13 protein-coding genes and 3 pseudogenes are annotated in these 14,918 nt (G+C 69.6%); 9 read left to right on the forward strand and 7 right to left on the reverse strand.

Translation table 11 applies throughout. The features are described 5' to 3' along the window. Positions 1 to 4 precede the first annotated feature (4 nt). Entirely contained in the window at positions 5 to 1,198 is a 1,194-nt protein-coding gene (locus ACZ49J_RS34710) for an acyl-CoA dehydrogenase family protein (protein ID WP_467454647.1), read from the reverse strand. Positions 1,199 to 1,278: 80 nt separating this feature from the next. Then, the gene (locus ACZ49J_RS34715) at positions 1,279 to 1,782 is read right to left on the reverse strand and encodes a MarR family winged helix-turn-helix transcriptional regulator (RefSeq protein WP_467454517.1); all 504 of its coding nucleotides are present in this window, start codon (positions 1,780 to 1,782) and stop codon (positions 1,279 to 1,281) included. Positions 1,783 to 2,176: 394 nt separating this feature from the next. On the opposite strand from ACZ49J_RS34715, the gene ACZ49J_RS34720 reads away from it, so the two are divergent. The 4 genes from ACZ49J_RS34720 (at position 2,177) to ACZ49J_RS34735 (ending at position 6,329) form a co-directional block, all read left to right on the forward strand. Beyond that, positions 2,177 to 3,133: a zinc-binding dehydrogenase gene (locus ACZ49J_RS34720; protein ID WP_467454518.1), complete on the forward strand. Its 957-nt coding sequence runs from the start codon at positions 2,177 to 2,179 to the stop codon at positions 3,131 to 3,133. 95 nt (positions 3,134 to 3,228) lie between these two features. Further along, entirely contained in the window at positions 3,229 to 4,182 is a 954-nt protein-coding gene (locus ACZ49J_RS34725) for an SDR family NAD(P)-dependent oxidoreductase (RefSeq protein ID WP_106437233.1), read from the forward strand. Beyond that, complete coding sequence (locus tag ACZ49J_RS34730) at positions 4,179 to 5,759, forward strand: thiamine pyrophosphate-dependent enzyme (protein WP_467454519.1); 1,581 nt, start codon at positions 4,179 to 4,181, stop codon at positions 5,757 to 5,759. The genes ACZ49J_RS34725 and ACZ49J_RS34730 overlap by 4 nt, the downstream gene beginning before the upstream one ends. 54 nt (positions 5,760 to 5,813) lie before the next feature. Beyond that, positions 5,814 to 6,329: a MarR family winged helix-turn-helix transcriptional regulator gene (locus ACZ49J_RS34735; RefSeq protein ID WP_012999289.1), complete on the forward strand. Its 516-nt coding sequence runs from the start codon at positions 5,814 to 5,816 to the stop codon at positions 6,327 to 6,329. Between the two features lie 238 nt (positions 6,330 to 6,567). Here ACZ49J_RS34735 and ACZ49J_RS34740 read toward each other — a convergent pair. The 4 genes and pseudogenes from ACZ49J_RS34740 to ACZ49J_RS34755 form a co-directional block, all read right to left on the reverse strand. After that, positions 6,568 to 6,738: pseudogene (locus ACZ49J_RS34740) on the reverse strand (helix-turn-helix domain-containing protein); the annotation flags it as partial. A 28-nt stretch (positions 6,739 to 6,766) separates the two neighbouring features. Next, complete coding sequence (locus tag ACZ49J_RS34745) at positions 6,767 to 6,919, reverse strand: hypothetical protein (protein ID WP_467454521.1); 153 nt, start codon at positions 6,917 to 6,919, stop codon at positions 6,767 to 6,769. Next, positions 6,919 to 7,623 carry an SDR family oxidoreductase gene (locus tag ACZ49J_RS34750; RefSeq protein WP_467454648.1) on the reverse strand — a complete coding sequence of 235 codons (705 nt, stop codon included), beginning with the start codon at positions 7,621 to 7,623 and terminating at the stop codon, positions 6,919 to 6,921. Before ACZ49J_RS34750 ends, ACZ49J_RS34745 begins: the two co-directional genes overlap by 1 nt. Positions 7,624 to 7,631: 8 nt before the next feature. Then, positions 7,632 to 8,486 (reverse strand): annotated as a pseudogene (locus ACZ49J_RS34755) (SDR family NAD(P)-dependent oxidoreductase). A gap of 13 nt (positions 8,487 to 8,499) precedes the next feature. On the opposite strand from ACZ49J_RS34755, the gene ACZ49J_RS34760 reads away from it, so the two are divergent. The 5 genes from ACZ49J_RS34760 (at position 8,500) to ACZ49J_RS34780 (ending at position 14,048) form a co-directional block, all read left to right on the forward strand. Further along, positions 8,500 to 9,114: a TetR/AcrR family transcriptional regulator gene (locus tag ACZ49J_RS34760; protein WP_467454522.1), complete on the forward strand. Its 615-nt coding sequence runs from the start codon at positions 8,500 to 8,502 to the stop codon at positions 9,112 to 9,114. 109 nt (positions 9,115 to 9,223) lie between these two features. Further along, positions 9,224 to 10,180: a helix-turn-helix domain-containing protein gene (locus tag ACZ49J_RS34765; RefSeq protein ID WP_467454523.1), complete on the forward strand. Its 957-nt coding sequence runs from the start codon at positions 9,224 to 9,226 to the stop codon at positions 10,178 to 10,180. Positions 10,181 to 10,306: 126 nt separating this feature from the next. Beyond that, positions 10,307 to 12,097: an FAD-dependent oxidoreductase gene (locus tag ACZ49J_RS34770; RefSeq protein ID WP_467454524.1), complete on the forward strand. Its 1,791-nt coding sequence runs from the start codon at positions 10,307 to 10,309 to the stop codon at positions 12,095 to 12,097. A gap of 2 nt (positions 12,098 to 12,099) precedes the next feature. Next, a complete protein-coding gene (locus tag ACZ49J_RS34775) occupies positions 12,100 to 13,155 on the forward strand; it encodes a maleylacetate reductase (RefSeq protein ID WP_467454525.1) in 1,056 nt (351 codons plus the stop codon). Then, a complete protein-coding gene (locus tag ACZ49J_RS34780; RefSeq protein ID WP_467454526.1) occupies positions 13,152 to 14,048 on the forward strand; it encodes an intradiol ring-cleavage dioxygenase in 897 nt (298 codons plus the stop codon). The genes ACZ49J_RS34775 and ACZ49J_RS34780 overlap by 4 nt, the downstream gene beginning before the upstream one ends. A gap of 376 nt (positions 14,049 to 14,424) precedes the next feature. On the opposite strand, the pseudogene ACZ49J_RS34785 reads toward ACZ49J_RS34780, so the two are convergent. Beyond that, a pseudogene (locus tag ACZ49J_RS34785) lies at positions 14,425 to 14,658 on the reverse strand (transposase); the annotation flags it as partial. Positions 14,659 to 14,918 lie beyond the last annotated feature (260 nt).

A 14,918-nucleotide genomic window follows, 5' to 3' on the forward strand; every position in this document is an offset into this window, starting at 1 on the left:
GGGATCACCCCAGGGCCGGTCCAGTCCAGAAGTTGACCTCGCGCGGGTCGAGCCCGAGCAGGGAGCGGCCGTACGGCTGGGAGGCCATCGGGAACTGGCCGATCGGTCCCGGGTGGGCCGTCGCGTGCGCGTCGCGGTGCGCGCGCTGAAGCGGGTCGTTTCGCGACAAGCTCCGGCCGCCGCCCAGGGCGTACATTCGGTTGACCACCCCGACAGCCAGCTCGTGCGCGTAGGACTTGTTGGCCATGTAGCGGGCGTAGTCGACCGGCGCGAGGGTCTCGCCCCGCTCGCCCTTGCCCTGGCAGTCTTCAAGGTCGCGGTGCAGCAGCGTGCGTGCGACATCGAGTTCCACGGCGGACTGCGCGATCTGAGCCTGGATCACCGGCGAATCCGCGGCGCGCACCGAGCCCTTGGTGCCGTGCATCCGCCGCACGATCTCGTCGTACGCCCCCTGCGCCGCACCGATGGCGACGGCCGGGAAGTCCCAACCCTGGATGGCGAACAGGGGAACCGAGTACCGGCGCTGCCGGTGCTGGTCGTACGGGAGCGGACCTTCGGGTGCGAAGTCGATCGGCGGTGCCGGCCGGATGACCCGGTGCGACGGGATGAACGCGTCCTGCACCACAACGTCCTTACTGCCGCTGCCGCACAGGCCGGCCACATCCCACGTACCGTCGAGTACGGCGAAGTGCGTGCGCGGAACAAGGAACTGGAGAGGTCCTTCCGCCCCGACTCCGAGCGCGAAGAGCCACTGCGAGGGATCCGAACCACTGGCGAACCGTCCGCGGCCGGAGAGTCGGTAGCCCCCGGGCATCCGCTCGTAGTCGCATGACACGCTTAGCTGAACGCTCGCGCTCAGCATGTCGGGACCGTCGGCGAAGACCTCCTCCTGCGCTTCGAGCGGCCAAAAGCCCATCCAGTAGCAGTGCAGCGCCCACAGCTGGAAGCACCAGGCCGTCGAGGCGCAGGCTCGGGCCAGCTCCATTGTCATCTCGTGCACGGTCTCGAACTCGACGTCGTAGCCGCCGAAGCGCCGTGGCGTGCCCGCGCGGACAAGCCCGGCTGCGACGATCTCGCGCACCGACTCCTCCGGGACCCTGCAGCCCTCCTCCGTCGCGCGCGCCCGTTCTCGCAGGGCTGGCACAAGCTCTCGCGCGCGCCGAAGGAGTTCTTCTCGGTCGACTGATGTGCCGACCATGGCCTCGACAGCCACTTTTGCCTCCTGCTGTTCTCGCCCGCCGCATCTAAGGCGACGGGCCTGATGTTTGTGGTGCAACGTCACGCGCCCGACTGAGGCCGCGGCAGACAGCTGGCGATCTCCGGTCTCTCCATCAGTGGGGCCAGAGCCGCCGCGAGCCGCTCGCGTTCGGCGCTCGGAAGCGCCTCCACGAACCGGTCGATCATGTCCCTGTTCACAACCTCGGAGTACCGGATGGCCCGGCGTCCGCGCTCGGTGATCCCCTTCATCCGGCGGTCCACGAGGTCCTCACGTCGCTCGAGGTACCCGCGGCGCACCAGGCTGTCCACCGCCCGGCTGACTGCCGCCATCGACATCACCACGGATTCTGCTGCCTCCTTGCCTGACAGTTCGCGGTCCGCCTCGGCGGCGTGGTGCAGCACTCGGACCTGGGTCATGGTCAGGTCGAGCGCGTCGACGGCGCTGAAGATGCCGGCGGCACCCTCCTTACCGAAGAAGGCCGCGATCGTGCTTAAGCCGGCCCCGAGATCGGAGCGCACGGCCCTCTCGGGCCCGGTATGTCCGCCGTCACTGACTGCTTGCACGCATACAATGGTTGCACGTTAGAAGCATGCATGCAACCATTGCATGCGTGCAAGCGTTTATCGAAGATGCCGATGCCGTAGGCGTGGAGGTGCCATGAAGACAATCGCAGCGATCTCGACACCGGCCGGCCTGCAGGTCGAGGAAATCGAACTGGGCGAGTTGCAGGCCAACGATGTGCTTCTGCGCGTCAGCGCAGCCAACGTAGGCTCGGCCGACATCCCGCTGGCACCACCGGGACTGGACGGCGCGGGCATGCCTCCCGGTCCCCCGCCCGGAGGTCCCGGAATGCCTCCGGGCCCGCCGCCCGGCGGCCCTGGTATGCCCCCGGGTCCCCCGGCGGGTGGTCCCAGCATGCCGCCCGGCGGCGCGGGATTCGACGTAGGCGGCCCGGCGATGCCCACCCACCTCGTCAACGGCCACGGCGGCGTCGCGGTCGTCGAGGCGGTCGGGTCCGCGGTCGACCGCGTGCGGCCGGGGCAGCGCGTGATCGTGGTGAGCACGCCGAACTGCGGCTCTTGCAGGTATTGCGTCCGTGGCCTCCCGCAATTCTGCGCGAAGCTCGTCCCGTTCGGCCGCGCCTACGCGAGAACGGCCGACGGAACGCCGGTGCACGGCAACAGCAACGTCGGGCTCTTCGCACAGCACACCATCACCACCGAGTACCACTGCACCCCGGTCGAGACGGATCTCCCCGACGATCAGCTGGCACTGGTGGCAAACCCCATCGTCACCGGGGCGGGCGCCGCGCTGATCACCGCTCCGATCACGCCGGGCAGCGTCGTCGCCGTCGTCGGGTGCGGCCCGATCGGACTCGGCTACGTGCAGGCGGCACGGTTCGCGGGCGCCTCCAGGATCGTGGCCGTGGACCCGCTCCCGCAGCGCCGCGCCGCCGCAGAGCGGTTCGGCGCGAACGACGTCTTCGATCCCGGAGCCGTCGACCCCGTCGCCGAGGTGCGGAAGATCGATGATGGCGGCGGAGCCCTGTTCGCCGGGGGCGCAGATTTCGTTTTCGACGCGTCCGGCGACGCACGCGGCATCGAGCAGGCATGGGCGATGACCGGCCTCGGCGGGCATCTGGTCCTTGCCGGCATCTCGTCAGACCCCTTCGCCCGCGTCTCGTTCCCGCTCGCGGAGTTCGCAGTCATCGCGGGACGCACGATCCATCCGTGCCAGCAGGGATCGGCGCTGATGGCGCGCGACCTTCCGTGGCTGGTGGAGCTCGCCGAGCGCGGCGTGTTCGACCTTGCGAAACTCGCCGAGCGCACGTACCGGCTCGAAGACGCGGCCGCGGCGATGGCCGACGTGTCCGACCGCTCGGTGCTCGGCGCGGCGATCGTACCGAAGCGCTGACAAGCAAGCTCTGATTGACAAGCACTGATGATCAAGCACGAATACGGTGCCCGCCAACCCGTGGCGATGACGCCCTCGGCAAAGGAAACAAACAAGTGAACTTCGATGGTCAGGTTGTCATCGTCACAGGTGCCGGCGGTAGCCCGGGCCTGGGCCGCTCCTACGCTCTTCTTCTCGCTCGACTTGGCGCCTGCGTAGTCGTGAACGACCTAGGCGTCGGACCGGACGGCAAGGGAACGTTCGCCGCGCACCCGGAGACCGTCGTGCAGGAGATACGCGACCTCGGCGGCACGGCGGTCGTCGACACGCACTCGGTCGCCACCGAGGACGGTGCGCTCGCAGTCGTAGCCACGGCGCTGGACGCGTACGGCCGGGTCGACGCGCTCATCAACAACGCCGGTGTCATGCGCTTCGCCCAGTTCCTCGAACTGCAGCCCGACGAGATCACGCGCATGATCGACGTCCACCTCTACGGCACCATCTGGATGTGCCGTGCCGTGTGGCCGCATCTCCTGCGCAACGGAGGCGGCCGCATCCTCAACACGACGTCCGGCGCGATGCTCGGCGCGGGCTACGGCTCGGTCTACGGCGCCGTCAAATCCGGAATCTGGGGGCTCACGCGTACCCTCGCCTTCGAGGGCGCGCAGGACGGCATCGCCGTCAACACCCTCTCCCCCGGCGCGCTCACGATGTCGGCGCGCCTGGCGGACATCCCGCCGCTCAGTCCGGAGGTCATCGAGCGACGCTCGCCCGACCGCGTCGCGCCCATCGCCGCCTACCTCGTCCATCCCGACTGCCCCGCATCGGGAAAGAACGTCGTCGCCGAGGAGGGACACCTGCACGAGGTGCTCTACCGCCAGACCGACGGCGTCCGCCTCACCGCCCCGTCCGTCGACGAGGTCGCCGACGCATGGGAATCCGTCGTCGACCGGACCGCGGCGCAAGACCTCGCCGATCCACCCGAGTCGGGATTCTGGCTGGGACCGCCTCCGGGCTTCGTCCCCGGCACAGGAGAACTCGCGCTCGGCATCCCCGGGAGCCCCTCATGACCTTTTCGGTGCGCGACACGACTCTCGATGTCCTGCGCGACCTCGGATCGACCACCGTGTTCGGGAATCCCGGGTCCACCGAGATCCCGTTCCTGACCGATCTTCCCGCCGACTTCCGGTACGTGCTCGGCCTGCACGAGGGCGCGATCGCCGGAATCGCCACGGGCTACGCGATGGGAACCGGCAAACCGGCGCTGCTGAACCTGCACACGTCCGCCGGCCTCGGCAATGCCGTCGGTGCCCTGTCCAATGCCCATGCCGCGCGGGTCCCGCTCGTGGTGCTCGTCGGACAGCAGGACCGGCGCCACATCGCCGGCGGTCCGTTCCTCAGCGCCAGCGGCCTGGAGAACCTGCTGGGAGACTACGCAGTCTGGTCCACGACACCGGCCCGGCCGCAGGATCTTCCCGCGGCCGTCGCCCGTGCTCATCACGAGGCCGCAGCAGGTGCTGGTCCGGCCGTCGTGGTCGCACCGCTCAGCGACTGGTCCGAACCGGCTGATCCGCTGGCGACCGGAGCCCCGCGCACCGTCGTGCTAGGACGGACTGTGACGCCCGATCAGCTCGAGCCGCTCGTCGCCCTCCTCGAGGAATCCGTCAATCCGGTCGCCGTCATCGGCTCCGGAGCGGCGATCGACGGCGCGTGGGACGAGGTCGTCACTCTCGTCGAGCGGCTCGGCTGTCCCGTTTGGCAGGAACCGTTTGCCAGCCGTCAGGGCTTCCCGCATGACCACCCCGCGTACCGCGGGGATCTCCCGTGGCAGCGCGGCGCCGTGCGTTCGGCACTCGACGGGCACGACGCCATCCTGGCGATCGGCGCAAGCATGCTGCGCGGCTACCTGTACGACGAGGCGGTACCGACTTACGCAGCCGGCACCCGTCTCGCGGTCCTGACGTCCGTCCCCGAGGAGGCCCACCGCAGCGGATGCGACGTGGCAGTACTCGGCGATCTCGCGAGCACCTGCAGCACCCTCGCGTCCGTTCTGCGGGCGCGGACGCCCGGGCCCTGGCAGAGCCGACCGGCCGCCGTGGTCGACGGCTCGGCGGAGCTCACACCGGCCGCGGCGTTCGCGACCTTGGCCGAGCACGTGGACAAGGACGCGATCCTCGTCGAGGAGTCGCCGTCCACCCGCCTGGAACTCGTCGAGGCGATTCCCGCCACCACCCCGCTGTCCTTCGTGAGCAACGGATCCGGCTGGCTCGGTTTCGGTCTCGCCGGCGCGATCGGGCTTCGCATGGCCCTACCCGACAGACCCGTCGTGGCAGTGCTCGGCGACGGCTCCACAGCGTACACCGTGCAAGCGCTGTGGACTGCGGCCCACTACGGCATCGGCGCGTTGGCCGTGGTCGTCAGGAACCGGAGATACGCCGTGATGGATCGGCTCGCGGCGAACGCCGGCGGGAACGGGCCATGGGGAGGATTCCCCGAACTCGACGCCACCGCGCTCGCCGCCGGCTTCGGCTGCGAAGCGTACTCCGTCAGCACACGCAAAGGGCTCGACGCACTGCTCAAGGAGATCCTCCCGGGCCTGCGGACGCGCACGAGTCCGCTGGTGCTGCAACTCGACGTCGCCGGGTGAGGATCAACGCTGTCGTAGTTGAAGCCCCGCGGCACGCCTGCAATAATTGCGTGCATGCACGCATCAATCGGTACCGGGTCATCCGGGTCCGGCGAGGTCGCCAGACCCGATCTGTCGACGAGCCTCTTCGCCCTCATCGCCTACTTCGGGCGGGAGGCGACGGTCAACGTGTTCGACACCGTTGACGCACTCGAGCTGACAACCACCCAGATCCGAGTGCTGCACCACCTCGACGAGATCGACACCGAGCTGAGCGTGAAGGAGGCGGCTGAGTTCGCGATGATCTCCCTCGGGGCGATCAGCCGGTCTCTGGACGGTCTGGTGCGCCGCGGATTCATCGAACGCCGCGAGGATCCGACCGACCGGCGGATGAAGCGTATCAGGATCAGCGACGACGGCCGTACCGCCATCAGAGGGTTCGAAGCCGTGAACCGGAGCGTCATCGACCGCTTCCTCGAAACGCTCCCCGCCGCGGACCAGGAGCAGCTGGCCAAGGCACTGGCGCCGCTGCTGGAACGTCCGGAGATCTCGGCGTGCCTTCCGCCGGCCTTCGTGCCACAGACGGATTAGCCGAGATGACGATCGTCAGCGAAGGGCTACCCACACGGGTGGCCCTTCGCGCGTCGCGCATCGCTTTCGCGACGTCCTCCTCACGCATGGCGGCATGCGCGAGCGCCGCCATCAGCTCGATCTCTCCCGATGCGACGTCCGGAAGCCGACGCACGAGCGCGTACAGATCGCCGGCGAGCGAACCGGTGTCGACATTCGCCGCCGGTTCGGGTTGACGGTTGGTCAGCGCGGCGATCACCAGTCCCGCCTTGCCCTGCCACTGGCGATAGATGGTGGCAGTGCTGCAGCGTGCCCGGGCAGCGAGCGCCGGCATCGACAGGCCCTGGTAGCCCACCTCATGCAGGAGCTCGAGGACTGGTTCGTAGAGCTCGCGCTTACGCGGTTCCGAGAGCCGTCCCGGCGGCGACATGCCGTGCTGCCGGTTCCCGCCGTCCGCCTCACGCGGCGACGACCGGCCGTTCCGCCAGGAACCCACGCGCCTGATGCGGCCGCTTCCTTGCGTAGTCGGCGAAGAGGGGCGGCGGGCGGCCCAGGACGCGCCGGACGTCGTCGGTGACCCTGTCGCCGACTCCGTGGGCGATCGACTCCATCAGGTTCGTGACCGCCTGGGCGGCCTCGTCCGGGAATCCCTGCTGGACGAGGATGTCCAGGTACGTGGCACGGCCGACCGGGGAGAGAGTGCCTCTGGCCCGGTGAGTTCGTACACGCGGCCCGTGTGGGCGTCGCTGGTGAGCGCGGCGACGGCGACGTCCGCGATGTCGGCGACGTCGACGAACGCCTCGCGTCCCTCGGCGGAGGGCTGTGCCAGGTTTCCGGCCCTGACCGGCTCCAGGGAGACGTCCTCGGTGAAGTTCTGCGCGAACCAGGCGGCGCGCAGGATCGTCCACTGCGGGACGGATTCGCGTACCACCGTTTCGGTCGGTTCCTGGGTCGGGTGTGCTCTCCCGCCTTCCCCGCGGGCCGACAGCAGCACGATGCGCTGGACGCCCTCCTCGGCGGCTCGCCGGATGGGGCGGAGACCTCGGCGGCTCGCCGGATGGGGCGGAGACCTCGGCGGCTCGCCGGATGGGGCGGAGACCTCGGCGCCGTCCACCGACTCGGTGATCGGGACGATGTAGACGGCCTGGACGCCGTCCAGTACCGGGCCCCAGGTCGCCGGGTCGCCGTAGTCGAAGGGGGTGCCGGTGGAACGGGAGACGGCGCGGACGGGTACGCCGAGTTCGCGCAGGCGGGCCACTACGCGGCGGCCGGTCTTGCCGCGGGCGCCCAGGACAAGGATCGGCGCTTGGTTCATGGTCACGGTCAGTTTTCCTTCGATGTGGTGTCGGTGTGGGAGGGGCTTGCGGAACCCTGGGCCTGCCTGGCGACGTCCGCCCACTCGTCCCAGGTCTTGAGCCGCTCGGCATAGACGTGGGGGATGATCTGCAGCGGGGCGGTGCCGAAGAAGACGCGCAGCGGCGGGTTGTCCGAGTCGACGACGCTGAGCAGCGCCGGGCCGACGGCCTTCCGGTCGCCCTGTCCTCCCTCGAATGCGGCGCGCAGGGCCGCGCGCACGTCGTCATAGGCCGCAAGCGGTGAGGCGGCGGCCGCCGAGGGGCCGTCCCAGTCCGTGGCGGAGGCACCCGGCTCGACGAGGGTGACCTTGATCCCGAAGCCGGCGACCTCCTGGGCCAGGGCCTCGCTCATCCCCTCCAGCGCCCACTTGGAGGCGTTGTACCCACCGAGGGTGGGGAAGGCGGCCAGGCCACCGACGGTGGAGATCTGCACGATATGGCCGCTGCCCTGGGCGCGCAGGAGGGGCAGTGCCGCCTGGCTCACCCACAGCGCGCCGAAGAAGTTGGTCTCGAACTGGTCGCGGACCTGCTGTTCGGTCAGTTCCTCCACCGCGCCGAGCGGGCCGTAGCCGGCGTTGTTGACGACCACGTCGAGCCGGCCGAAGTGGGCGTGCGCGCGTTGCACGGCGTCGGTCACGGCGGCCTTGTCGGTCACGTCGAGCGGGAGCGGCAGGACGGCATCGCCGTACCTCATGACGACGTCGGCCAGCGAGTCAACGTCGCGAGCCGTAGCGGCGACCTTGTCGCCGCGTGCCAGTGCAGCCTCCACGAACTCGCGGCCGAAGCCTCGCGAGGATCAGGTGACGAACCACGTCTTACTCATGCCCCCTCCAAGGGTGACCGCTGCCGTCGACCGATCCCGGACCAAGCGCCCGAGCCTGCGAGACCGGCAGCGTGCATCGGTCCGGGCCGAGGTCACCGAGGTGGCGCTCCGGCTCTTCGCCGAGCAGGGGTTCGACCAGACGACGGTCGACCAGATCGCCGGCGAGGCCGGCCTGTCACGCGCCACCCTGTTTCGGCACTTCGGAACCAAAGAGGACATCGTCCTGGTCGACCTCAAGGACCGAGTCCGCGACATCGCCGACGTCCTCTCCTCCCGGCCCGAGAATGAGGCGCCCTGGGAGGCACTTCGGCACACGTTCCACGTCATCACCGGGGCGTGGGACGAGGCACCGCAGGAATCGCTCCGCTACCTGCGGATGATCAGAGAGACCCCGTCACTGCGTGCCCGCTACTGGGAGAAACAGCTGAGCTGGCACGAGGCCCTGTTGCCGGAGGTCTCCCGCCGTTTGAGCGATGGCACAGACGGCTTCACGGACCCCCGGTCAGACGCCCTGGTCGGATCCGCACTCGCCTGCCTCGACGCGGCCGTCGCAGCCTGGGTGGCGTGCGAGGCCACGGTGCCCTCATCACTGCTGCTCGATCGTGCGATGGCCGCACTCACGGTTTAGGCCTGACCGAGACCCTTGAGGGCCCGATCGAGACCCGTCATGACCCGGTTCAACGCCTTCTTCGCCCGACGGGTCGGGAATCCGGGTTGACGGTCTTACTCTCGGAGCCATGCACCCCGCACCCACACCCGAAGCGGCGCCCCGCCCGGCGCAGGCGTTCTCGACGGCTCATGTGCCGTCGGCCGAGCGGCTGCGGGCCTGGGAGGAGCACAACGCCGACGCCCTGATCGCGCTGAAGTGCCGCACACCGGGCGGTGAGGACTTCCGGGCCCGCGAGGACAACCTCGCCCTCGGGCGGGTCCATCTGGCGCGCGTCCGCGCCACGGCCCACATCGTGGAGCGTTCCGCCGACCTCGTCGAACGGCGGCCGACGGGCTCCGTCGCCATCTACGTCTCCCTGCGCGGGGAGGCGCTGTTCCAGCAGGCAGGCCGACGCCAGGTCGTCCGTCCCGGCGACATCGTGGTCTGTGACGCGGACGGGAGCTTCGTCCGCGGTTTCGGCCAGGGTCTGGACGAGTTGGCGACACGGGTGCATCGCGAGGCGCTGCCGGAGCGGGCCGCACTCGGAGAACCGCTCATCGTCCGCAGCAGCGAAGCGAACCCCTACGGCCGCGCGCTCGCCCGCCTGGTCGGCCGCTCCGTCGGGGGCGAGGCCGCGATCCGGCCCGACGAGCAGGCGATCGTCGACCTGGCGTCCGCGCTCGTGAGCGGGGGTGCCACCCGGAGGCCCGTCGTGCACCGCGCCCTCGCGTGCGCCCGCATCGAGGAGCAACTGCATGATCCACGCCTGTCGGCCCCCGAGGTCGCCGAAGCGGTCGGCATCAGCGTCCGTCAGCTCACCCGTGTCTTCGCGGAGGCAGGCACCACGTTTCCCCGCTACGTGCTGGGACGGCGCCTCGAACTCGCCTACGGCATGCTGACGGGACCGGACGCCGCCCAGTCGCGCACGGCGTCGGCGGCGACCATGTGTGGATTCAGCTCGGTCGCTCACTTCTCACAGACCTTCCACGCCCGATTCGGGGTCACGGCGGGCGAGTTGCGCCGTACCGCAGCAAAGCGCGACTGAACGAAGCGCAAGGGAAACAGCGCCGACATACGGATTTCGGCCGTCCTCCAGCCCATCCCGCCGGATGCCGCCGAAACCGGGGGCAAGCTGCCTTCAGCACACCGCGAGAAGAAGGCGAGAGACCCCATGCCCGAGTTCAACGACGGTCAACGCGCGACCGAGCTTCCGGCATCGTCGCACGTCGAGACCGATGTCCTGATCGTCGGCTCCGGCCCGGCCGGTGCCTCGGCGGCGCTGTTCCTGTCGACCCTCGGGATCGACAACATCGTGATCACCAAGTACCGGTGGACCGCGAACACGCCCCGGGCGCACATCACCAACCAGCGGGCGATGGAGATCTTCCGCGACATGAGGATCGAGGACCAGGTACTGGCCGACGCCACCGAGCACGGCCTCGTCGGTGACACCGTCTTCTGCACCTCCATCGCCGGCGAGGAGATCGGCCGTATCCACACCTGGGGCACGCGCCCGGACCGGGAGGCGGACTACCGGCTGGCCTCGCCCTGCCTCACCGTCGACATCCCGCAGACCTATCTCGAACCGATCCTTGTCAAGAACGCCACCGTCCGCGGCACCCAGACCCGCTTCTCCACCGAGTACCTCTCCCACACCCAGGACGACACGGCCGTCACCATACGGGTCCGTGACCGGCTCACCGGCCAGGAGTACGACATCCGGGCGAAGTACCTGATCGGCGCCGACGGCGCCCGCTCCCGGGTCGCCGAGGACATCGGCCTGCCCTACGAGGGCGCGATGGACATCGCCGGTTCGATGAACATCACCTTCAAGGCCGACATCGCCTCCTACGTCGGCCACCGGCCCTCCGTCCTGTACTGGGTGATCCAGCCGGGCGCCAACGTCGGCGGCATCGGCGCCGGCCTGGTGCGCATGGTCCGCCCCTGGAACGAGTGGCTCATCGTATGGGGCTACGACATCAACTCCGAGCCCCCCGTGGTCGACGACACCGAGGCGATCCGCATCGTGCGCCAGCTGCTCGGCATACCCGACCTCGACGTCGAGATCACCGGCACCAGCCTCTGGGGCAACAATGAGATGTACGCCACCCACCTGCACAAGGGCCGCGTCTTCTGCGCCGGCGACGCCGTCCACCGCCACCCGCCGAGCAACGGCCTTGGCTCCAACACCAGCGTCCAGGACTCCTACAACCTGGCCTGGAAACTCGCCGCCGTGCTGCGCGGGCAGGCCGACCCGTCGCTGCTGGAGACGTACTCGGCGGAGCGGGCGCCCGTCGCGAAGCGGATCGTCACCCGCGCCAACAAGTCCAGCCGCGAGTTCATCGACATCTTCCAGGCCCTCGGCGTCCTCGACGCCAAGGACGAGGACGAGATGCGCGCTCTGATCGAGGAGCGCAAGGCCAACACCCCCGAGGGCGCCGCCAAGCGGGCCGCCCTCGTGACCGCGATGGAGACGAAGAACTACGAGTTCAACGCGCACGGCGTCGAACTCGGACAGTTCTACGAGTCCGCCGCCATCGTCTCCGACGGCACCCGCCCCACCCCGAGCAAGGACGAGGACCTCTACTACGTCATGTCTACCAGCCCCGGCGCGCACCTCCCGCACGCCTGGGTCGGCGACAACGTCACCAAGCTCGCCCTGATGGACCTGGCGCCGTACACCCGCTGGACCCTGCTCACGGGCATCGCCGGCGAGGACTGGGCCGCTGCCGCCGACAAGGTCGCGCAGGACCTCGGCATCCCGCTCGAAACCGTGGTGATCGGCCCCGGCCGCGAGGTCACGGACCTCTACTACGACTGGGCCAAGCTGCGCGAGGTCGAGGAGTCCGGCGCACTCCTGGTACGCCCCGACAAGCACATCGCCTGGCGCTCCATGGGCCTCACCGACGACCCCGAAGCGGCACTGCGCGAAGCCCTCCACCAGCTCCTCGGAAAGGCGTGACCGTGCAGTTCGTCCACGAGACCCTGCCGCAGCGAGTCGTCTTCGCCCCCGGCGCGGCGCCGACAGCCGTGGCTGCCGAGGTGGCCGAGCTGAAAGCGACGAACGTGATGCTGATCGCCGCGCCGGCGGAGGCGGCCCTCGCCGACCGCGTCGCCGCGGACCTACCGGTCGCGGTGCGCCACGACGAAGTCGTCATGCACGTCCCCGTCGAGACCGCCGAACGCGCCCGCAAGGCCGCAGCGGAGGCCGCGGTGGACGCGCTGGTGTGCGTCGGCGGCGGCTCCACGACCGGCCTGGCCAAGGCGGTGGCACTGACGACCGGCCTGCCCATCGTGGCCGTCCCCACCACCTACGCCGGCTCGGAGGCGACCAACGTCTGGGGCCTGACCGACGGCGAGGTGAAGACGACCGGCGTCGACCCACGGGTCCTGCCGCGCTCGATCGTCTACGACGCCTCGCTGCTGCTGACCCTGCCGGTGGAGATGTCCGTGGCCAGCGGCCTCAACGCCCTGGCCCACTGCGTCGACTCCATGTGGGCTCCGCGCGCCGACCCGATCGACCGGGCCCTGGCGGGAGAGGGCATCCGGGGCCTGGCCCGCGGCCTGCCCGCCGTGGCCGCCGACCCGACCGGCCTGGACGGCCGCCAACAGACGCTCTACGGCGCCTACTTGGCCGCCGTCGCCTTCGCCTCGGCCGGCTCGGGCATGCACCACAAGATCTGCCATGTGCTGGGCGGCATGTTCAACCTCCCGCACGCCCAGACCCACGCGGTGGTCCTGCCGCACGTCCTCGCCTTCAACGCCCCGGCCGTGCCCGAGACCGAACGGCGCGTCGCGGAGGCCTTCGGCAGCCCGACGGCGCTAGCCGGACTCGCCGCACTGCGCGCAACCCTCAACGCCCCGCGCGCGCTGCGCGACTACGGCATGCCCGAGGAGGGCATCGCCCGCGCGGTGGCGCCGGTCCTCGCCGCGATTCCCGCGGACAACCCCACCCCCGTGACCGAGGAGAACCTCACCGCGCTGCTGCGCGCGGCCTGGGAAGGAAGTGACCCCGCATGACCCTCCACGATGTGTCGTCGGAGCAGGCGGCCCGCGAGGAAGACCTGATCGCGCGGGTGCAGCGCTCCTTCGACTCCTGCCAGGACCCCCGCCTCAAGGAGCTGATGCAGGCGGTCGTCAAACACCTCCACGCCTTCCTGCGCGAGGTCCGCCTCACCGAGGAGGAGTGGACCAAGGGCATTGAGTTCCTCACCGCCGTCGGCCACCTCACCGAGGACAAACGCCAGGAGTTCATCCTGCTCTCGGACACCCTCGGCGCGTCCATGCAGACCATCGCGATCAACAACGAGGCCTACGGCGACGCCACCGAGGCCACCGTCTTCGGACCCTTCTTCGTCGAGGGCTCCCCGAGGATCGAGCCAGGCGGAGACATGTCCTTCGGAGCCGCCGGCGAGCCCTGCTGGATCGAGGGAACCGTGCGCGACACCCACGGCAACCCGATTCCCGGGGCGAAGATCGAGGTCTGGGAGGCAGACGAGGACGGCTTCTACGACGTCCAGTACGACGACGACCGGGTCGCGGCCCGCGCGCACCTGTTCACGGACGCCGACGGGAGCTACCGCTTCTGGGGCATCACACCGACTCCATACCCGATCCCGCACGACGGGCCGGTCGGCAAGATGCTGGCCGCGACCGGACGCTCGCCGATGCGCGCCTCGCACCTCCACTTCATGGTGGAGGCCCCGCAGTGCCGGACCCTGGTAACCCACATCTTCGTCAGCGGCGACGAACTGCTCGACTCCGACACCGTCTTCGGCGTCAAGGAGTCCCTCGTCAAGGACTTCGAGCGGCGTCCTGCCGGCACACCGACGCCGGACGGGCGCGTCATCGACGGCACCTGGACGCAGGTCCGCTTCGACATCGTCCTCGCACCCACCGACAGCCGGGGGTGACACCATGTCCGCGGCAGGGTTCCGGTCTGCCGTGTATCATGACGGCCGGGCCCATCGCGAACACTGGAGCGCTGTGGGCCCGTTCGGTCGTCAACGGTTCAGCTGTGAAGGCCGCTGCGACCACTCTCCAACCGCCGTCACGGCGTCTACTCGGCAGGACAGGGCCGTCGACCACAGCCCGCCACCGGCACCGCGGCGGTCGAAGAAGCGCACCACGCGGCCGGGCACATCCCATGCCTCGATCGCCGAGGAGTCAGCGGTCTGCTGCTCATGCACGACGGCATCGCCAGCAACGCTTCGAAGTAGTGAACAGTCGCCGCCTGCCTCTCCCGCTGGTCACCGAGATGTCCGCGGGGAGGTGGAGGGTGAGTTCGGTGACGCTCTGCGGCTCGAAACTGTCGGCGGTATCACGCGGCACCTTCACCTCGACCGGCCCGACGTCGGTCGGCACGGTCTTGGCACGGGTGCCGTTGCGGCTGTTGCCGTTGTTCTTCCCTGCCGGGTCGTGCTTCTCATAACCGAGGTGATCGGTGATCTCGCCTTCCAGGGCGGATTCCAGGACCCGTTTGGTCAGCTGCAGCCCCTCCGACCGGCCCCGCTCCACCAGCATCGCGACCAGTTGCTCGTCGGACACGGACGCAGGCTGCCCCCACTGGGCCCTCTCGACAGGCTCCACGGTCTCCAAATCCACGGCGGTGTCGGTCACTTGACGTCTCTCCCGTGATCGTCGGATCCGCCGTTAGATTTACACTCCCCGATGTTCCTCCTCGACCCGGCCGGCAACGCCCTGGAGTTCAAGGCTTTCGCCGACGACTCACAGGCTTTCGCTGCTTCCTGACAAGGATCGACGGGGTGGCCCGGCCAACGCGT

Source organism: Streptomyces sp. NPDC030840 (genome assembly GCF_055572015.1).